This is a genomic window from Kitasatospora sp. NPDC088779 (genome assembly GCF_040685395.1).
Taxonomy (GTDB): domain Bacteria; phylum Actinomycetota; class Actinomycetes; order Streptomycetales; family Streptomycetaceae; genus Kitasatospora.
The window spans coordinates 62,985-82,827 of the sequence record NZ_JBFBHW010000040.1 but is presented as its reverse complement, the minus strand read 5'-3'; the positions used below and the strand labels follow the sequence as shown (position 1 = coordinate 82,827).

Here is a 19,843-nt window from a genome sequence, read left to right as displayed (position 1 = left end):
GAGCAACGGCGCCAAGCCGAAGAGCAGGGCGAGGACCGGGGCGGAGCCGGACAAGGCCCGGCACGAGGGCGCGTTGACGGGGCGGGCACCCGGCCCGGAGGGTGTGGCTGCGCCCGGGGCCGGACAGGACCTAGCCGACGGCGCCCGGGAAGAAGGCCCGGGCGTCGAGGTTGCCGTTGCCCTGCAGAGCGCCGATGTTGCCGCCGTTGCCGGTCGCGGCGAGGCCGTTGTTCTGGTTGCTCGCGCCCGAGCCGGTGGCCGTCTGCTGGGTGACGACCACGTTGCCGTGGACGTTGCCGATGACGTTGGCGGAGCCGGTGTTGCTCACGACGCTGCTGTTGGAGTGGTCGATGGCACCGGCGCCGTTGTCGGCGTGGGCGCTGGCGGCGCCGAAGCCGACGAGGAGGAACGCCCCGAGGGCGGTGGCGGCGGCTGCGCGGATACGGGACACGGTGGTCTCCCTGAGCTGGGGGTGCGAAATGTGGCGCGATCCGGAGTGGCCGCTCCGTGGCGCCGTTGCCTGACGTCGCACGTTCAGCATTCACCAGCAGCGTGGACGAACTCCACCAAACAGGTGGCAATTCCCCCGATGGTGTCATGGTGACGCCGTATCCGGAGATAGCCCGACGGTTGCGACGGCGGCATCTCCACTCCTCAAAACTGCTGGTGGAGATGGAAGTTGACGTGCAAGGCGGCAAGGCCGGACAACCCTGAGCTGTCAACGCGGAGTTGACCGAGTTTTCTCAGGGAGAAAGAAATGGTGGCCGGATAGTCGCACTGGCACACTGGGGACCCATGTCTGAAGGTGCCCCGCCCGAGCCCGCCCCCGCCGAGGATCTGCGTACGACCGAGGTCGATCTCGGCGGACTGGTGAACGTCCTCGCCACCCACCTCTACTCCACCCCGCTGGTCGCTCTGCGCGAACTCGTCCAGAACGCCCACGACTCGCACACCCGCCGACTCCTGGAGGACCCGGACGGCGACCACCGCCCGCTGATCCGGGTGCGCGGCGACGCCGCCCGGCGGACCGTCTCCATCGAGGACACCGGCGCCGGCCTCACCGAGCCGGAGATCCATGCCTACCTCGCCACCGTCGGCACCGGCTACACCCGGATGCTGCGCGACCTCACCGGCAACCAGGAGCTGATCGGCGCCTTCGGCCTCGGCTTCCTCTCCGCCTTCTCGGTGGCCGACGAGGTCGCCGTCACCACCACCTCGCACCGCGAACCGCACCTCGGCCACCGCTACCGCAGCCGGGGCGGCGAGCAGTACCAGGTCGACCCGGTGCCCGCCCGGCCCCGCCCCGGCACGGTCGTCGAGCTGACCCTCAAGGCCGAACACGCCCACCTCGCCGACGAGGACGCGCTGCGCGACGTGCTCGGCCGGTACTGCGTGCTGCTGCCGATCCCGGTCCACGTCGGCGACGACGAGCAGCCCGTCAACAACGTCGAGGTGCCCTGGCGCCACAGCGTGCCGGGTGACCAGCACGCCGCCCGGATGCGCTTCGCCACCGCCTTCGGCCGCCGCTTCGAGCCGCTCACCGCCTTCCCCGTCCACCCGGCCGAGGGCGGCACCGGGGGAGGGGCCGCGGGCGGCACCGACGCGATCGGCCTGCTCTGGGTCCAGGACGGCGGCACCTACGGCAGCAGCGACAACCGCGACCTCGCCGTCTACCTGCGCGGCATGCTGCTCGCCGAGGACGCCCGCGACCTGCTGCCCAGCTGGGCCGGGTTCATCGGCGGCGTGGTCGAGTCCAGCCGGCTCACCCCCACCGCCAGCCGCGAGGACCTCCAGCGCGACGACCACTACCGCGCACTCCAGCGCGCCCTCACCGACGCCATCGTCGACGGCCTGTACGAGACCGCCCGGCTGCGGCCCGCCGCCTGGCGCCGCATCCTCACCCGGCACGGCCAGGACCTGCTCGGCGCCGCGCTCTGCGACGAGCGGCTGTTCACCCTGCTCGCCGACGACGTCCCCGTCCCCACCTCCCAGGGCGACCTCACCGCCGGCGCGCTGCGGGCCGCGGGCGGGGGCGCGGTGCACGTCGCGCTCGGCAGCGGCGGCGGCTTCGAGGAGATGCTGTACCGGGCGATGCGGGTGCCGATCGCCCGCGGCGACCGCTACGCCGTCCTGCCCTTCCTGCGCCGCTACGCCCAGCTGCGCGGCTGCCGCCTGGTCGAGCTGGGCAGCGAGCACGGCGACCGCGAGCTGTTCCGCGACCCGGAGCGCCCGCTGCCGGCCGGCGAGGCGGCCTGGCTGGCCGGCGCCCTCGCGGACGAGGGCGAGCAGCTCGTCCCGGCCCGGTTCGACCCGCCCGGCCTGCCGCTGGTCCTGGTGCCGGACCGCGAGGCCGAGCTGAAGGCCCGGATCGAGGACGACCAGGCCGACGCCCGGATCCCGTCCGCGGCGCTGCGGCTGGCCCGGGCGTTCACCGCCCGCACCGACGGCGAGGTCAGGGCCCGCCTCTACCTCAACCTGTCCTGCCCGGCCGTGCTGGACCTGCTCGCCGCCTACCGCGCCGGGCACACCGGCAGCGCCACGGCGGCGGGGCTGCTCCGCTCGCTCAAGGTGATCATGGCAGCCGCCTCGGCGGGCCCGGCCGGCTCGTCCGGAGGCGACCTCACCGCCGCGCTGTCCGGCGTCGGCACCGCGGTCTCGGCGCTGACCGCCGCCGTCCCGGCCGGCCTGCCGGGCGTCCCGGACACCCTCGGCGCCCTCCCGGACGAGGCGTGACGGACGGATTGTCAGTGGTCCGCGGTAGACATCACATCAGCACCACGCAGGGGGACACCACATGAGTACCGACATCTGGGCCTGGGTCCACGACGCCCACCGCCAGCTGGCCGAGGCCGGCCACCGGCGGCTGGCCGACGCCATCTACGAGCTGCCCGGCCACGCCAACGAGGGCCGCAACGACCAGGTGGACGCCGTCTACCCGGAGGCGCTGGCCGCCTCCCGGGCGCTCGGCCTGCCCTGGGTCGAGGTCTACCTGCGGCACTGGCGGATGCAGAACCTGCTGAACAAGCGACACCAGGGCGAGCAGGCCCTGCCCGAGGCGGTCGACCTGCTGGAGTTCGCCCACCGCGAGGAGACGGCGGGCTGCCCGCAGTCCGTCTGCGTGGTGCAGGACTTCGCGATCTGCCACGCCCGGGTCGACGGCCCCGGCTACGTGCCGGAGCGGCTGGCGGTGCTCGGCGAGACGCTGGAGCGGATCGAGCCCGGCCGCGCCTGCTTCGACTGCCTCTCCCGCGAGTACTCCGACGCGCTGGAGGACGACGGCCGCCACACCGAGGCGCTCGCCCACCTGGACACCGCCGCCACCCGGATCCAGGCGGCCGGCGAGCGGCTCTCGCTGCACTTCCACCACGCCCGGGCCGGCACCCTGCACCGGCTCGGCCGGCACCAGGAGGTGCTCGCGCTGCTCGACACCGCCGAGCAGGCCGAGCGCTCCCGCGGCCACGAGATCGACGAGAGCGACCGGCTCTGGGGCGGCCTGCTGCGGGCCCGCGCGCTGGCCTCGCTCGGTCGGACGGAGGAGGCGCTGGCGCTGCTGCCCGACCGGGAGGCCGCCGAGCGCCACGCCGACCTGCGGGACGGCTGGACGCACACGGTCGAGCTGCTGGTCGCGGCCGGCGCCTGGGAGAACGACGCCGAGCTGGGCGCCGCCGTGGCCGGCTGGGTCGGCTACCTGGACGGCACCGGCTCGCACCGCCCGTGCGTGGACCTGCTGCTGGCGGCGGGTCGGCTCGCCCTCGCCCGCGGCGCCCGGACGGTGGCGCTGACCCTCGCCGCGACCGGGGAGCGCAAGCTCGCCCAGCTGCGCCGCACCGACGGCGTGGCCGCGGAGGTCGCCGCGCTGCGGGCGGCCGCCGAGGCGCTGCCGGAGCCCGAGCTGCCCGTCCCGCCCGGCGAGCTGGCGGCGCACCTGGCCGAGGTCGGTGTGTCCTACGAGACCGGCGCCGACCTGCTCTCCGTCGCCCTGGACCAGTACCGGAGTGAGCCGGCCGGTGCCACCGAACTGGCCGTCAACCTGGCCGCGGTGCTCGGCGGCCTCGGCCACGCCCGGGCCGCCGCCGACCTGCTCTGGCACTGGCTCGACACCGCCCCGACCGACGAGGTGCTGATCGGCATGCTCGGCTCCGCCCTGATCGACGCGGGGGACGGCGAGGGCGTCCGCCGCCTCGCCGACCGGCTGGCCGACGACAGCCCGGAGGACGGGCACTGGATACGCGCCCGCTGGGCCGCCGCCGAGGGCCGCTGGGCCGAGGTGCTGGAGCAGTGCGAGGCGATCCTGGCCCTGGACGCCGGCCGGATCAACACCCGCCGGCTGGCCGCCGGCGCCGCCACCGAGCTGGGCGACCACGCCACCGCGCAGCGGCTGTACCAGGAGCTCCTGGAGCACGCGCTGCCCGCCGAGGCCGCCCCGGAGGAGGAGCGCCACCGCACCGTCCAGGAGTCCGACCTCTGGCACCTGATCACGGCGGCCACCGCCAACCGGGACTGGGCCGCGGTCCGTTCCGCCGGCGCGCTGCTCGGCATCGAGTTCGACGAGCCCGAGGGGCCGGTGGACGAGGAGTGGCAGCTGGTCACCGTCCGGGCCACCCGCACCAACGGCGCCACCGCCGACCTGCCCGCCGTCCGCACCGGTCCGGCCACCGCCCGGATCCTGCCGGTGCTCGGCGAAGACCTGACGCTCAACCACGGCGACGTGGTGGTCTTCGCCCCGGCGCTGCTGGAGCCGCCGCCGGCCGAGGACGCCCCCGAGGAGGAGCGGCGCGGCTGGCGCCCGGTGTTCGAGCTGCTCACCCTGCTCGACCCGGCGGGGTACACCACGTACTGGATCGACGGCGGCTGGCCCGGCGACGAGCCGTGGGCGGCGCTGCGCGAGAGCCTCCAGCAGGCCGGCTACGCGGTCTGGGCGTACAGCGGGGAGCAGTACCGCATCACCGACCCGGCCGACGAGGACGGCACGCTGCCCGGCGTGTACGCCGCCCTCGGGGTGCCGCCGACGGCCTCCGCCGCCGAGGCCGACGCGCTGCTGCACCGGCTCACCGGGGACTGGGCGCACCCGCTCGCCTGGCTCGACCTGGCCAAGGCGGCGGGCGCGGACGCCGCCCGGCACGAGGAGGTCGTCGAGCGCTACGGCCTCTGACCCGGTCCGGCCCCGGCCGCCGGCCCCGGTCTGGTCCGGCCCCGGCCCGGTCCGGGCACGCGCGCCACGGGGGCGGGGCGCGCGTGCCCGGACCGGGAACCATCCCGGGATCTGTCGAGTCTTGGTAAATGCTTTACCATTTCATTGCCAAGACTCGACCCCCAGGAGTGTCCGCCCGTGACCAGCCTCGCCCTCGGCCCGTCCTGGCTCGATCCGACCAACCTGATCTCCGCCTTCGGTCTGATCGGCATCCTGGCCATCGTCTTCGCCGAGTCCGGCCTGCTGATCGGCTTCTTCCTGCCGGGGGACTCGCTGCTGTTCACCACCGGCCTGCTGGTGGCCGGCGGCACCTACCTGCACCAGCCGCTCTGGCTGGTCTGCGCGCTGATCGTGGCCGCCGCGGTGGCGGGGGACCAGGTCGGCTACCTGTTCGGCCGCAAGGTCGGGCCGAGCCTGTTCCGCCGCGCCGACTCCCGGCTCTTCAAGCAGGAGAACGTGGAGAAGGCCGCCGCCTTCTTCGACCGGCACGGTCCCAAGGCGATCGTGCTGGCCCGCTTCGTGCCGATCGTGCGCACCTTCACCCCGATCGTCGCCGGGGTGAGCAGGATGAACTACCGCACCTTCGTGGTCTTCAACCTCGTCGGCGGCGTGCTGTGGGGCGCCGGTGTCACCGTGCTCGGCTACTTCCTGGGCCAGATCCCGTTCGTCCGGGAGAACATCGAGGCGATCCTGGTCGGCATCGTGCTGGTCTCGGTGGTCCCGGTGGCGGTCGAACTGCTGCGGGCCCGCCGTTCCGGCGCGGCGTCCGCCGACCGCCACCGCGCCGGGTAGGCGTCCGCGGCCCCCGCCGGGGTACGCCACGTACATGTGCGTCCGGCAGTTCGATCAGGCAAGGTGTAACCCGAGATCGAACGGTGGCCGACGGCCACCAGGGGCGGCAAGGAGCGGAAGTGCCTAAGCGGGGCCGACCGGGCGCAGGCAAGCGGGCGAGGGGAGGCCGGGCGGTCCGTCAGACCCGGCGGACGCCGCCGGTACGGCCGGTGAACCCCGCCGAGGCGCCGCCCACCGAGGGCCTGCTGGGCCATCCGGCCCCGACCGTCGAGCCCGCCACCGTCGTCCCCTTCGTCCCGCCGATCACGGAGACCAGGGGCCTGCTGTCCCCGGAGCCGGAGCCGGAGCCGGCCCCCGAGTCCGGGGCGCCCGCCGGGTCCGGGCCGCACCCCGCGCTCGGGCCGCACCCCGTGCCCGGGCAGGCGCCCGGCCCGGAGGACGCGCGCCCGGCCCGCCGCCGATCGGTCGCCGAGGACACCCTCACCCCCGAGGAGTGGCGGGCCGCCGGCTACACCCCGCCGATGGGCATCCCGGTCCCGGAGCTGACCGCCGGTGCCCCCGGCGAGGCGCCCTGGCCGGACCGGATGCGCACCCTGCTGCGCATGCCGATGTCCGAGCGCCCCGCCTTCGAACGGACCGCCCGCGAGCTGCACCCCTCCGCGGGTGCGACCCGCAACGTCCCCCGCATCCTCGACCTGACGCTGCGCATCGGCGAGCTGCTGCTCGCCAGCGGCGAGGCCGCCGAGGACGTCGAGGCGGCGATGCTCGGCATCGCGCACGCCTACCGGCTGGACCGCTGCGAGCCGCAGGTGACCTTCACCCTGATCGGCATCTCGCACCAGCCCTCGCTGGTCGAGCCGCCGATCACCGCCGACCGGGTGGTGCGCCGCCGCACCTCCGACTACACCCGGCTGAACGCGGTCTACGAGCTGGTCGCGGACATCACCGCGGAGAAGGTCACGGTCAACGACGCCTACCGCCGGCTCGCCCTGATCCGCCGCAACCGGCACCCGTACCCGGGCTGGATGCTCGCGCTGACCACGGGTCTGCTGGCCGGCGCGGCCACCTTCCTGGTCGGCGGGCGGATCGACGACAAGGCCTGGCTGGTGTTCGCCAGCGCCTTCGTCGCGGCCGTCCTCGGCGACCGGCTGGCCTCCACGCTGGCCCGGCGCCGGCTGCCGGAGTTCTACCAGTTCGTGGCAGCCGCGATGCCGGCCGCCGCCTCCGGGATCATCCTGTCCTTCAACGACTGGGGCCTGCGCGGCTCGGTGGTGATCACCGGTGGCCTGTTCGCGCTGCTGCCCGGCCGGGCGCTGGTCGCCGCCGTCCAGGACGGCCTGACCGGCTTCTACATCACCGCCGCGGCCCGCCTGCTGGAGGTGATCTACCTGGTCGCGGGCATCGTGATCGGCGTGATGCTGATCCTCTACCTGGGGGTCGGCTTCGAGGCGAAGCTGCGGCCGGACGAGAGCCTGGCGGGCGTCACCTACCCGCCGGTCCAGATGATCGCCGCGATGCTGCTGACCCTGGCCTTCGCCACGCTGCTGCAGACCGACCGCCGCTCGCTCGCGCTGGTCACCCTGAACAGCGGCATCGGCTGGGCCAGCTACGGCGTGCTGGCGTACAACGCGGGCATCTCCCCGATCGTGGCGACGGGGGTGGCGGCCGGCCTGGTCGGCCTGTTCGGCCAGCTGATGGCGCGCTACCGCAACGGCTCCGCGCTGCCGTACGTGACCGCCGCGATCGGCCCGCTGATGCCCGGTTCGGCGCTCTACCTGGGGATGCTGTCCTTCGCCCAGGGCCACGCCAGCGCGGGCCTGGTGTCCGTCTCCCGGGCGGCGGCGATCGCGATGGCGCTGGCGATCGGGGTGAACCTCGGCGGTGAGATCGCCCGGATGTTCATGAAGCTGCCGGTCGGCGGCGAGCGCCCGTCGCTGTACCCGGTCGTGCCGCGCCGGGCGGCCAAACGCACTCGCGGGTTCTGACCGCGCGTTGGACCGGTGTTGGGCTCCGGGCCATGTCACGGCAGGCCGCACGCAGGACCAGGAACGAAGGTAAGACGCATGACCACACTGCTGGACGGCTACCGCGAGCACATCGTCGCCGCGCACAAACAGCCGTTGTTCCTGCTGCTGGTCGGCTTCATCACCTCCTTCGTGTGCATCCGGTTCAGCGTCCGGATGATCCGCGCCGAGGTGCGGTGGTGGTTCGGCAACGTCACCCCCGGCGGCCTGCACATCCATCACATGGTGTTCGGCCTGGGCTTCCTGCTGGTCGGCGGCGTCGGGGTGTTCGCCACGTACGGCGGACACCCGTGGATCGACTGGTTCGGGCTGGTCTTCGGCATCGGCTGCGGCCTGGTGCTGGACGAGTTCGCGCTGATCCTGCACCTGGACGACGTGTACTGGAGCGAGCAGGGCCGCAAGTCGGTGGACGCGGTGATCTTCGGGATCCTGTTCACCGCCCTCCTGCTGGTCGGGTACGTGCCGCTCGGCGTGGTGCCCAGCCAGGAGACCAGGTGGGGCCTGATCACGGTGATCTCGGTGAACGCCCTGGCCTCGGTGATCACCCTGATCAAGGGCAAGATGTGGACCGGCCTGCTCGGCATCATGGTCCCCGGCCTGTCCTGGATCGGGGCGATCCGGCTGGCCCGCCCGAGCAGCCCGTGGGCCCGCTGGCGGTACGCCACGCGCCCGCGCCGCCGGGCGCGTGCGCTCCGGCGCGAGCGCCTGCTGCACCGGCGTGCGGACCGGGCCCGTACCTGGCTTTTCGACCTGATCGCCGGCGCCCCCGACAAGGTGCCCGCGAACCACCCCGCCGCCCACCGGGTGGCCGAGCGGATGTCCGCCCGGGCCACCGCCCACCTCGACGCGCACGCCGCCCGGGCGCTGGCCCGGCGTCAGGCGCGGCTGGCGGACCGCCGCTCGGCGGCCGCCGCCGGGGCCGGGGCGGCGAACTCCCCGGCGGCGGGTGGGCCGTACAGCGGGGGCGGCCCCGGCGCGGGCCCGTCCCTCGGGGCGCAGCGGCGCCGTCGCGCGATCCGGGCGGGGCGCAATCGGACGTACGCGGTTCGTCCGACCGGGGTGGAGCACCGGTCCGGGCGACACCCCCACCTGCGGCCGCACACCCGCCGGATCCACCGGTAGTTCGCATACCCTGTGCGCCCGGCTGAAGGTGACTTGTGGTCAGATCATCTGATGGTCACCCGCCCGGCGGAGTGCGTCCGAGGTGTGAAAAGCGCCGGAGTTGAGAACATGATCGGCGAGTGACCGTTCTGTCATGTGATGGGATGATTCGTCGGACCTGCTCCGCCCGGCCGCCCCGCCCGAGCGCCGCGGACCGTCCGCCGCCGTCCCCTCCGGACCCGTGAGAAGGGGATGTCTCGTGGCGCGCAGGCTCCTGCCGACCCTCCTGTTGTCCCTCACCGCCCTGCTCGGGCTGCTCCCCGCAGCCCAGGCCGCCCCGGCGGACCCCGAACCGGCCGCCGGCCCCGCCCGGACGGAGGACCCGTACCCGACCACCGGGGAGATCGACCGGGCCCGCGCCGAGGCCGACCGCACCGCCGCCTCCGTCACCGCCATCGAAGCCGGCCTTGCCGCCGCCCGGACCGAACTCGACCAGGCCGGCCGCAGCGCCGAACAGGCCGTCGAGGCCTACAACGGCGCCCAGCTCGCCCTCGTCCGGGCCCGTGCCGACGAGACCGCCGCCGCCCGGAGCGCCACCGCCGCCGAGGCCGACCGCACCGCAGCCGCCGAGGACGCCGCCCAGCTCGCCGCCGAAACGTACCGCCAGGGCGCGGGCGCCGCACTCTCCGCCCTCAACGCCCTGCTCGGCGCCCACGGCCCGCGCGAAGCCGGCGACCGCGCCGCCGTGATCGGCGTCGCCAGCGAGCGCACCCGGCAGATCCTCGACGCCGCCACCTCCACCGCCGCCGCCGCGACCCGAGCCTCCGCCGCCGCCCGCGCCGCCACCGAGAACGCCGAGAAGGCCGCCGCCGAGGTCGGCGCCGCCAGGGCCAGGGCCGAGGCCCGGCTCGCGGCCCAGCAGGAGGCGGTCACCGCCGCCGACCGCCGCCGCGAACAACTGCTCACCGACCTGGCCGCCGCCCGGCACACCACCGTCGACCTGGAGCGCCGGCGCAGCGAGGCCCTGGAGGCGATCGCCGCCCGCGAGGCCGAGGCCGCCGCCCGCGCCGCCGCCGAGAAGGCCGCCGCCGAAGCGGCCGCCGCGGCCGAGGCCGCCGCCAAGGCCACCCCGGCCGCACCTCCCGCCGCCGGCGGCGCGTGGTCCGCCGAGGGCGCCGCCGCCGCCATCGCCTTCGCCCGCTCCAAGATCGGCCTGCCCTACATCTGGGGCGGCGAGGGCCCGGCCGGCTACGACTGCTCCGGGCTCACCATGATGGCCTGGCGCGAGGGCGGCAAACAGCTCAACCACTTCGCCGCCGACCAGTACGCCCAGAGCACCCCGGTCAGCTACCGCCAGCTGCGCCCCGGCGACCTCGTGTTCTGGACGGACACCGGCCGCGCCGTCGACATCCACCACGTCGGCCTCTACATCGGCGACGACCAGATGATCGAGGCCCCCCGCGTCGGCATGCCGGTCAAACAGGCCAGCCTCTGGATCATGGGCACCCCCGACTTCTACGCCCGCCCGTAGCGCCCGGCCCGCTTCCGTGTAGGTTCCCATTTCATTTTGCGCTTTCCCACTGACTTTGCGCCCGAGTTGCGCATGCGCAAGATCAGTGGGGCCGTGAGTAGGCAGTTCGACGGCGGCGCCTACCGATTCCCTGATTCTTCACCATCACGGGTGATCTGAAGCTGATTCACCCTGTCCAGGCTCGGCGGGAGGGAGATGGTCGCGCCATGACTGACTGGTCTGATGTTCTAATCGCCGAAGATGCCTCTGTGCCTTCGGCCCCTGATGTGACGGTGCGCTACCGCAGCGGGACTGGCGCCTTCGTGGACACCTCGTTGGATCGGGTGTCGGTCGATGACGTGCTGGCGGGTCTACCAGTACGGGAGATGCGCTGGTTCGCAGGGCGGCAGTGCTACTCAGGGTGGTACTGGTCCGCAACTACGGGCGGGCACGTGGTCTACGAGAGCCGGCTGGAGCTGGCTCGGATCCTGCTCGCCGACCATGATCCGAAGGTCGTATCGATCGCGGCCCAGCCGTTCTGGCTGCAGTGGTTCGACGGCAGCCGCATGCGTCGGCATGTTCCGGACCTGCTGCTTGGCCGTGCGGACGGCTCAGTGGCCGTGGTGGATGTGAAGGCCGCGCATCGCCTTGACGATCCGAAGGTGGCCAGGCAGTTCGCGTGGACCGAGCGCTTGGTCCACGCTCGGGGCTGGGACTTCGAGGTGTGGTCTTCGGCAGACCGGGTGCTGCTGGAGAACGTGCGATTCCTGGCTGGCTATCGCCGCGACGCGATGATCGACCCGGATCTGGCAGAGGCGGTTCTGGATGCCGTGGGCGAGTCGGTTTTGATCGCGCACCTTGAGCGGTCGTTGCCCGAGATGGGGGAGGCGGCCGTCATCCGGCCGGCGATTCTGCATTTGCTGTGGTCCGGTCGGCTGCTGGCGGACCTGTCCCGTCCGCTCGGTGGCGCGACCCATGTTCGGCTGGGGGTGGCGGCGTGAACGGACACACGGTGACGGTCGTGATTGGGGCGACGCTGCTGGTAGACGGCGACCCGGTCGAGGTAGTCGAGTTCGACGGCCGATCGGTGATGGTGCGGACGCTCGGCGACGGCGCCTACCGCAGCCTGAACCTGGCCGAGCTCGCGTCGCGGGCCCGTGGCTTGGGAGCGGGGCCAGCAGAGGGCGATGACCCGGGGCTGGTGCTGGCCGGCTTGTCGGCAGCCGAACAGGAGAAGGTGGCGGCTCGCGCGGGGCACGTCCGCGAGGTGCTGACCGGCTTCACCTCCGGCCATGCGGAGTCGGCACGGACGGGTGAGCCGCGTCCGCAGTTCGCCCCCGGGGTTGCTCTGAAGGAGAAGTACGCCGCGAAGGCCGCTGAGCTGAAGGTCTCGGTCCGGACCGTGGAGAACTGGACGTCCGCCTATCGGGCCTGCGGCGAGGCCGCGTTGGTGGACGACCGCAAGCGGGTCGGGCACCGCCGATCGGTCGACCCGCGCTGGGATGCCGCGGTGCTGGCGGAGCTGGCGGCCGGAGTGGACGCATCGACGCCGACCCGAAGCGCGGTCCTGATGCGGGCTGCGGAGCGCTTGGAGCGCGAACACGGAGAAGGAGTCGTTGGGATTCCGCCGAAGACCACGGCCTACCGACGCCTGGAGGAACTGACCAAGGGCCGCAACGCCGTGTCCGGTTCGGCGAAGGGACGCAGGTCGATCGCGTCCCGGCCCCAGGGGACATACGGCCGGCTGCGAGCGACCCGACCGGGCGAGTACCTGATCCTGGACACCCAGGACCTGGACATGTTCGCGATGGAGCCGGTGACCTGCCGCTGGCTTCGCGCTCAGTTGACGGTCGCTCAGGATCTCTTCGACCGGCAAATTCTGGGGCTGAGGGTCACGCCGGTGTCCACCAAGGCGGTCGATGTCGCCGGGGTGCTGTTCGAGGCGATCACCGGCCGCAGCGGCGGCCGAGCCGCCCTGGGCTCTCCACACGGAGTCCCACAGCGGCTGGTGTTCACCGAGCACGAGGCCGAGGAATCGTGGTGCCTGCCGGAGACGCTGGTCGTCGACCACGGGAAGGCGTTCCTGTCGGCGCACGTCATCGGAGTCTGCGCGCGCTTGGGCATCTCCATCCAGCCCGCCCAGCCGAAGAAGCCGACCGACAAACCCACCGTCGAGCGGTTCTTCAAGACCCTGCGTGAGGGGCTGATCCAGCACCTGCCCGCCTACAAGGGGCCCGACCTGCACAGCCGGGGGATCGGACTGGAAGGGAAGGCGTTCCTGTTCCTGCACGAGTTGGAGGACGTGATCCGCGACTGGATCATCACTGTCCACCACACCGACAAGCATGACGGGCTCACCATCCCGGAATGGCCGGGCCTGCCGCTGTCGCCGAACGAGATGTTCACCCTCGGCGTCGGAAAAGCGGGGCGGCTTCGGTTGCCCGCCCGGCCCGAACTGGCCCTGGAGTTCCACCGGGTGGCCTGGCGAACGGTCCAGCACTACGGCGTCGAAGTGAACGGGCTGCTCTACAACGGAACCGCCCTGGACGGGCACCGCAACCAGACCAGCCCCTACGGCGGGATCCAGGCCGGCAAGTGGCCGATCCGCGTGAACGACGAGGACGTGCGCTCGGTCTACTTCCAGGAGCCGGCCGACGGATCCTGGCACCAACTGGATTGGGAGCACGCACCCATGTTGGGCACCGCGTTCTCGGCCGAGGCTGCCCAGTACGCCCGCGCGTTGGCCGCGCAGAAGGACCGCTTCGCCGACCCGGTGGCTGCGCTCAAGCAGGTGCTGCAGCGCTGGGAAAGCGGCCAAGTGATGGACCGCCGTGAGCGGCGGATGGCCGCCCGCTTGTCCGCAGAGCGCTCTGGCATCCCGTTGCCCTCCAGTCCCCAGGACGGCGACCCGGCAGTACTGCCCGCACAGGCCGGTCCGCAGCTTGTCGGTGACGACGACAGCGAGGACGAGCTGTTCGACGACACCGAGGGTTACTACGACGATGCGCTGGAGGTGCTGGAGTGACCACCGCCTACAGCTTGTCGCGCAAGCAGGGCTGGCGCCGTTTCACCGACACGCCCGCCCGGATCCGACCGGATCGGCTGGCGGCGGCCGCGCTGGCGCGCATGGCGCCGGTGGACCGCGCCCGCTTCGACGAGACCCGGCACGACTGGCACGCGAACTTCGGCACGATCGCCACACCGCAACTCGTGCAGGTCCGCGAGGAACTGGACCTGATCGTCGCCTCCAACCGGCAGGACAGCGACCGAGTCCGCGGGGCGGCCGTGATCGACGGCTTCCCCGGTCTGGGCAAGACCACGATGGTCAACCTGTTCGCCCGCGACTTCGACCGCACGGCCCGGCAGTTGGGCGGGGACACCACCGAGGACGGCGGCGAGCGGATCCCGGTCTTCCGGGTCGGCCTGACGTCGAACACCACGCTCAGGACCCTGAACAAGATGATCTGCGAGTTCTACGGCCACCCCGGAGCCACTAACGGCACCGCCGCCCAACTCGCCACCTTCGCACTGGACTGCGTCCTCAAGTGCGAGACCAGCGTCGGGATCATCGACGACGTCCACTTCATCAACCAGAACAGCCGCGACGGCCTGGCGGTCAGCAACCACCTGAAATGGCTGGCCAACGAGTTGCCCGTCACGTTCATCTACGCGGGCGTCGGCCTGAGCGAGCGCAGGTTCTTCGACGAGGGCTTGGCCGGCGAGTCCACTGCCCTTGCCCAGACCGCCGCCCGCTGGACCCGTCTGGAAGTCGTCCCGTTCGAGCGGGACGACAGCTGGACCGTGCTGATCAAGGCGATCGAGAAGCAGCTCGTCCTGGCCAAGGCCCGGCCGGGCCGGCTGGTCGCTCTGGACGAGTACCTGTTCGAGCGGACCGGCGGGCACATCGGCTCGTTGATCACCCTCGTCACTCGCGGCTGCTTCAAGGCCATCAAGAACGGGACCGAAGCGCTGACCTGGGATCTGCTGCAGACCATTCGGATCGACGAGGCGGCGGAGCGTTCCCGGCCGCGCCGCGCTGCCGAGACCAAGCGCCGGGGACGGAAGAAGGAAGGGGCCAGCCGGTGACCGGCGACTGGCCCACGCTGCCGCTGCGGACAGCACCGGTCGAGGGCGAGAGTATCGACTCGTGGATCGAAGCACTGGCTCGCCGGCACCGGCTCTCCGCAAGCCAACTGCTGCCGGCGTTCGGACTGTCCGAGCGGGCCCGCTCGGTCCACCGCTTGATCAAGGTCACCCCAGAGGAGACTTGGCGGCGGATGGAACACGTGGCGGGCCTGCCGAGCGGAACACTGCTACCGGCTCAACTCGCGGGTCAGTCAATGGGGATGACCCTCGTCGGCGGAGGTACGCGGTTCTGCCCGCGCTGTCTGGGCGAGAACGGCGGGCGCTGGCTGCTGGTCTGGCGATCGAACTGGGCTGTTGCCTGCCGCCGGCACCGACTGCTGCTGCTCGACAACTGCCCGGTCTGCACGAAGACCCCGAGGGCCTTTCTCCCTGGCGGCGTCACGGTGCCTCCGCCGGGCGCCTGCTCCTACCAGCGCCTCCGCTATGCCCCCCATTGCGGCACTGACCTCACGTCCCTGCCGACAACGCCTGCGCACCCTGCTGTCCTTGCCGCCCAGACTTGGCTCGACGGGCTGCGCGAAGCCGCCGACCGTGACGATCAGGATGCCGCCGCCACCCTGGGGAACCTTCCCATCGTGGCTTACTGGCTGATGACACACGAAGGGGTCGACTGGCAGGGGCGGGCTGCCGACTTGGCCTCCGGCCGTGCGCCGACGGAGGTGACTGTGGTCAACGGGCGCTTGCCGCGGATGGACGCCGCCCTGATCGCGAGTGTCCTCGACCTGAGCCGGACTGTCCTTGGCCCCGACGACGATGCCGCTGTCACAGCCATTCGCAACCTCCCGACCAGCCGATCCACGCGCACGGGAACCATGCCGACCGGGCTGAGTTGGTACCGCTGGCAGGCCATGACGGGGCCCTTCCCCAGCCGCTTCCTCCGGGCGATCGACCCCGATCTGGCCGCGATGGACCGACTGCGGTTCAAGTCCCCCACCCCACAGGCAGCACTTCCCGCCGGCCAGGCTGCGGCAGATCGCGGACGGTTCATTCCCCACCTGATCTGGCCGGACTGGGCCGGGCGCCTTCTGCCTGTTGCCGGCTTCCATACCGATCTGTTCCGCGCCACCGCAGCCACCTGTCTCCTCGGCCCCGGGACATCGGAACGCACCTACCGCGCACTCACCAACCGGTTCAACGACCGCGTCACCCCAGCCCACCTCTCCGTCCTCTTGCAGGGATTCGGTGACCTGCCTGCCCCGACGCTCCTGCATGTCCTGACGCTGTTCTGCCGCATCGCCACCTACCTCGACACCACTGACTCGCCCATCGACTACCAGCGACGACGCGTCCAGGTCCCCACCCACCCGCTCATCACCTGGCCGAGATGGCGCGACCTGGCACTTGAGATCGGCTCCCACCCGGGAGACACCCCCGGCAAAGGCCGGACAAGTCGCGGTCGCCTCCGCCACGTCCAGCGTCACCTGCTGCAACTGCTGACCGGCGCGGACCTCGGTGACGGCGGACACCACCTGTCCTTCACCAGCCCTGGCGACCGGGGGAATTACATGACCTTCACCACCAGGATGGCCTCGCCCCTGCGGGCCGCACTCGCCGGACATGCCGAGACGATCCTCGCTGACCTGGGCATCGACGAGCCGGTCACCTGGTCGCCGCCCGCTGAACTCGCCGACGGCCTTGTCCTGCCCGGCACGGACCCCGCCTCCCTGGACACCGACACAATCCGCCGGATCGTGGTCGATGAGCGACGAAGCGTCCGCGAAGCAGCCCAGGCGCTGGGCGTCAACTTCGAACATGTCCGGTTCGCCCTCGATCACCTCGACCGGCCTGAACGAGACTGGCGCCCCACCGCACTGCCCAGGACGTGGCAGCGCCAGCAGGAGATGGCACAGGTCGCCACCCGGGACTTCTTCGAACGCGAATACGTCCAGGGCCGTCGGAACCTCAATGACCTGGCTGCCGAGACCGGCTACAGCCGTCACCTTCTCGCCAAGGCCGCTCGCACCAACGGAATTACGCTCAACAAGGGCAAACCCCATCTCGTGAACGATGCCGTCTGGCTGCGTGACCAGTACGAGAGGCAGCGCAAGTCGACTGGCGTGATCGCCGAGGAGCTCGGCATCAGCCAGATGACCGTCAACCTCGCGCTGCACCGGTTCGCGATCGCCCCCAGGCCCTCAGGGGTCCATAGCTCACCACAGATGATCAACCGGCTCGATGGCCGACTCGCCGCGGACATCCGAGCCGCCGTCGAAGGAAGCCTGCAGGGCTGGCAACGGCTGCACCGGTTCCAGATCGCCATGGCCTTCCCCACTCTCAAGGCCGCCGCCGCACACCTCGGCATCAAGCCAGAAACCCTGGTTGTCCAGTTCCAGCGCCTCGAACAAGACATTGGCGCGACACTCTTCCACCGAGCCACCCCGGCCACAGCACAGAAGCCGACCGAACGCGGGCGCCGTCTCCTGAATTACCTGGCGAAGAATCACATCCGCAGTCTGATGGCCAAGTCCATCCCCAACGACGATCTCTCCAAGCTCCCCGAGCACCAAGCGGCAGCAGCTCGCCAGCAATTCCCCCGCCCCCGCCGCCCGATCAGCCCCTTCACGGAGATCCCCGTTGCCCGACTCCGGATCACCACCGCCTTGCTCGACCTGCTCAACGACCTCATGACCCACGGTGACGAACAGTGCTACGGCGCCCTCCTAATCACCCGCCTCCAACGCGACGCCAGTAGCACCTACGAGCAACTGCACCGACTCCGAACCGCCGGCTGGATCACCAGCCGAATCGAGGACGACGACTCCTGGCGCTCCAGAGCCTCACCCATCCGGGGACCCGGACGCCGCCGCACCTACTACCAACTCACCCCGGCTGGACGAGACGCCGCCATCTACGAGACCGCTCGCCTGGCAGCACACCCACCCCGACGACAAGGAAAGCGATGAGGTGCAGCGTGACGACCGCGGTCGACACACCCGACACCTGCAGCGGGCTGCCGCCGACCTACAGAGCCAGGAAACGCTCTACATCTCGCCTCAACGACGGCGTGAGACCACGCAGCTCCGAGACGATCAGGTGGAGAGCACGCCCGAGTTCGGGCGACTCGCTCCAGACCTCCGGGTTCATGGAGAGTACGGCGGCCAGCAGATCGCCCTCATACATGTCGCCCTCCGCCATCGGGTCGTCCCGGAGCACCTCCAACGCTACCGGCAGGACATGGGTAACGCCCACGTCCTGCCTGATCAGCAGTCGCAGGTCCTCGACGGTCAGCTCGCCGATTGCCTTTCGCCGGAGCGCGTGCATCGTCGCCACAAGGCGGGTGACATCGCCTGACGGGGCTGGCCAACGACCATGCTCAAGCTCCTCAAGGGAGCGATCACGGTTCACGAGTCGAGTCACCGAAGGATCGTCCCACGGCAGATCTCAAACGCGCTCCGAGATTGCAGAGTGCCTGTCGGAGTCAGCGGCACAGCTCCATGATGGTGTCGTCGAAATTGGGGAACTCCCGGGTCGCCTGCTCGATGACAACGGTGGCCGGCTGCTGCCGACCGGGGGCGAATCGCTCCGCGACGGCCGCCAGTTGCCGGTTGGGATGTGGGCTCCAGTCGGGCTCGTACGTGGTGGCCGCCTCCCAGGGGCCGAAGCCGCCAGCGAGCAGCCACAGAAAGTCGCCCAGGTCGCGTGCCAGTACGGCGGTCTCGCCTTCGGAGCCGAGGAAGACGATGGGCTGGTCGATGAGTGGGCGGCCTGGGCGGATCAGCCAGAACGTCGCGTATCCACCCGTGCCGTCTTGGCCGAACACGCGGAAGTCGTCACCACTCAACTCCGTGTTGCCGGTCCAGGCCCGGAGCCAGTCGGTGGTGTCCTCAGCGGACAGGAATGTCGGGAAGGGCTCGAAGTCGATCGCTTTGCCGTCGTCGTAGTCGAACGGGACCGACAGTGCGGCGGCGAGTGCGGCAGGGAGCTGTCGATCACTGGTCTGAGTCACGCGGAGAGGCTAGCGACTACCAGTGTCATCAACGTCGGCTCACCCCGGACGGACGAGACGCCGCCATCCATCGGACCAGGTTCTAGGGTCGCCACTCCTCCCGGTAGCTGGGGTGCTCGGCGTACGACTGCGCGAGCACACGCACGGCATGACCGAGGCCGGCGTAGCGCGCATCGGACGGATCCATTGCCTCGTAGTCCCGGGCCAGCATGTCGACGAGGTCGAGCATCGGCAGGTGGCTGTCAAGCAAGGCGTTAGCCCCGAAGCGGTAGGCCACCTCGGCATAGGCATGGTTGTCCGCCTCGTAGCGGGCGTGAAGGAATTTCAGGAGGTCATCCATGAAGAGATCATCGCCCAGCTACGGCGATGCGGGGGGAAGAGCTCTGTCCGTGAGCTCACGGCTCCCACCCCGAGCTCTCAGAATCAGTTGGCCGCAGACCAATGGAGAACGGGAAGATGCCGACATGCGCTTTCCTCGTTCCTCGGACCCCGAACTGCTCGATGTCATCGAGCGCTACGTCAAGCCCACGACCAACGACACCGGGCGCTACCTCCACCTCCTTCACGGCAACTTCACCCGTGACGACGAGGGTGAGCGCACACCCTTCCTCCAGTCACTGCGCTCAGCTGCCCAGGCGATCACCGATGAGGAACTCGAAATCCTCCTGGAGAGCGAGTGGCGCTCACGCCTCACCGCTGCCTGGCTGATCGGCGTGGACCGCCGTCAGCACTTCCGAGACGTGCTGGGTGACCTGCTTCTCGCCAGCCAGCTGTGCTTCTCCGGCCAGGGCTACTGCTTCGCTCTCGCACGCTTCTGCACGGAGGAAGATTCCCTGCACCTGGTGGCCTACCTGGATCGCTATCTCCAGCAGCCTGACTGCCAGTACGACCAGCACTGGGCCATCAGCGCGCTCCTCCACATCGACAGTCAGGCGGGAACCGAACACGCTAGCCGCTTCCTCGCCCCCGGAGGCCTGTGGCACCAGTGGAACGACGCCCAGTTCAAGCCCTCGCCGCCGAGTCGGTTCATCGATGAGCTGTGCGCACTGGCGGACCCGCCCACGTAGACGTCGCAAGATCCACGGCAGCTCCCGGCAATCCCGTACCTGCCTGGGCACTTCAACGAGTACGCA

The 19,843-nt window shown here is 71.3% G+C and carries 15 protein-coding genes; 11 read left to right on the top strand and 4 right to left on the bottom strand.

Annotated elements, in window-relative coordinates:
* Positions 1-130: 130 nt before the first annotated feature.
* Positions 131-451 (bottom strand): hypothetical protein, encoded by a 321-nt coding sequence (locus AB0P03_RS30035; protein ID WP_363582406.1) that lies wholly within the window; start codon positions 449-451, stop codon positions 131-133.
* A gap of 344 nt (positions 452-795) precedes the next feature.
* On the opposite strand from AB0P03_RS30035, the gene AB0P03_RS30030 reads away from it, so the two are divergent.
* The 10 genes from AB0P03_RS30030 (at position 796) to AB0P03_RS29985 (ending at position 17,667) form a co-directional block, all read left to right on the top strand.
* Positions 796-2,733 carry an ATP-binding protein gene (locus AB0P03_RS30030; RefSeq protein WP_363631810.1) on the top strand — a complete coding sequence of 646 codons (1,938 nt, stop codon included), beginning with the start codon at positions 796-798 and terminating at the stop codon, positions 2,731-2,733.
* Positions 2,734-2,794: 61 nt separating this feature from the next.
* Positions 2,795-5,152 (top strand): hypothetical protein, encoded by a 2,358-nt coding sequence (locus tag AB0P03_RS30025; protein ID WP_363631808.1) that lies wholly within the window; start codon positions 2,795-2,797, stop codon positions 5,150-5,152.
* Positions 5,153-5,329: 177 nt separating this feature from the next.
* Entirely contained in the window at positions 5,330-5,983 is a 654-nt protein-coding gene (locus tag AB0P03_RS30020) for a VTT domain-containing protein (protein WP_350878332.1), read from the top strand.
* A 209-nt stretch (positions 5,984-6,192) separates the two neighbouring features.
* Entirely contained in the window at positions 6,193-7,968 is a 1,776-nt protein-coding gene (locus tag AB0P03_RS30015) for a threonine/serine exporter family protein (protein WP_363582400.1), read from the top strand.
* Positions 7,969-8,046: 78 nt separating this feature from the next.
* On the top strand, positions 8,047-9,129 hold the full coding sequence (locus tag AB0P03_RS30010; RefSeq protein ID WP_363631807.1) for a hypothetical protein: 1,083 nt from the start codon (positions 8,047-8,049) through the stop codon (positions 9,127-9,129).
* 238 nt (positions 9,130-9,367) lie between these two features.
* Entirely contained in the window at positions 9,368-10,639 is a 1,272-nt protein-coding gene (locus AB0P03_RS30005) for a C40 family peptidase (RefSeq protein ID WP_363631805.1), read from the top strand.
* A 206-nt stretch (positions 10,640-10,845) separates the two neighbouring features.
* Entirely contained in the window at positions 10,846-11,619 is a 774-nt protein-coding gene (locus AB0P03_RS30000; protein ID WP_363631803.1) for a TnsA-like heteromeric transposase endonuclease subunit, read from the top strand.
* Positions 11,616-13,643: an integrase gene (locus tag AB0P03_RS29995; RefSeq protein WP_363631800.1), complete on the top strand. Its 2,028-nt coding sequence runs from the start codon at positions 11,616-11,618 to the stop codon at positions 13,641-13,643. The genes AB0P03_RS30000 and AB0P03_RS29995 overlap by 4 nt, the downstream gene beginning before the upstream one ends.
* Positions 13,640-14,704 carry a TniB family NTP-binding protein gene (locus tag AB0P03_RS29990; protein WP_363631798.1) on the top strand — a complete coding sequence of 355 codons (1,065 nt, stop codon included), beginning with the start codon at positions 13,640-13,642 and terminating at the stop codon, positions 14,702-14,704. Before AB0P03_RS29995 ends, AB0P03_RS29990 begins: the two co-directional genes overlap by 4 nt.
* The gene (locus tag AB0P03_RS29985; protein ID WP_363631796.1) at positions 14,701-17,667 is read left to right on the top strand and encodes a TniQ family protein; all 2,967 of its coding nucleotides are present in this window, start codon (positions 14,701-14,703) and stop codon (positions 17,665-17,667) included. The genes AB0P03_RS29990 and AB0P03_RS29985 overlap by 4 nt, the downstream gene beginning before the upstream one ends.
* A 58-nt stretch (positions 17,668-17,725) precedes the next feature.
* Here the strand turns inward: AB0P03_RS29985 and AB0P03_RS29980 are convergent, their stop codons facing one another.
* The 3 genes from AB0P03_RS29980 to AB0P03_RS29970 form a co-directional block, all read right to left on the bottom strand.
* A complete protein-coding gene (locus AB0P03_RS29980; protein WP_363631794.1) occupies positions 17,726-18,121 on the bottom strand; it encodes a contact-dependent growth inhibition system immunity protein in 396 nt (131 codons plus the stop codon).
* A gap of 61 nt (positions 18,122-18,182) precedes the next feature.
* Positions 18,183-18,710: an SMI1/KNR4 family protein gene (locus AB0P03_RS29975; protein WP_363631792.1), complete on the bottom strand. Its 528-nt coding sequence runs from the start codon at positions 18,708-18,710 to the stop codon at positions 18,183-18,185.
* 82 nt (positions 18,711-18,792) lie between these two features.
* Positions 18,793-19,050: a DUF6221 family protein gene (locus tag AB0P03_RS29970; RefSeq protein WP_363631790.1), complete on the bottom strand. Its 258-nt coding sequence runs from the start codon at positions 19,048-19,050 to the stop codon at positions 18,793-18,795.
* A gap of 124 nt (positions 19,051-19,174) precedes the next feature.
* Between AB0P03_RS29970 and AB0P03_RS29965 the strand changes: the two genes are divergently transcribed.
* On the top strand, positions 19,175-19,777 hold the full coding sequence (locus tag AB0P03_RS29965; RefSeq protein ID WP_363631789.1) for a DUF6000 family protein: 603 nt from the start codon (positions 19,175-19,177) through the stop codon (positions 19,775-19,777).
* Positions 19,778-19,843 lie beyond the last annotated feature (66 nt).

Excerpts from the sequence above, each read along its gene's own strand:
- AB0P03_RS30030 (WP_363631810.1), top strand. The coding sequence starts at position 796 with ATGTCTGAAGGTGCCCCGCCCGAGCCCGCCCCCGCCGAGGATCTGCGT.
- AB0P03_RS30025 (WP_363631808.1), top strand. The coding sequence starts at position 2,795 with ATGAGTACCGACATCTGGGCCTGGGTCCACGACGCCCACCGCCAGCTG.
- AB0P03_RS30010 (WP_363631807.1), top strand. The coding sequence starts at position 8,047 with ATGACCACACTGCTGGACGGCTACCGCGAGCACATCGTCGCCGCGCAC.
- AB0P03_RS30000 (WP_363631803.1), top strand. The coding sequence starts at position 10,846 with ATGACTGACTGGTCTGATGTTCTAATCGCCGAAGATGCCTCTGTGCCT.
- AB0P03_RS29970 (WP_363631790.1), bottom strand. The coding sequence starts at position 19,050 with ATGGATGACCTCCTGAAATTCCTTCACGCCCGCTACGAGGCGGACAAC.
- AB0P03_RS29965 (WP_363631789.1), top strand. The coding sequence starts at position 19,175 with ATGCGCTTTCCTCGTTCCTCGGACCCCGAACTGCTCGATGTCATCGAG.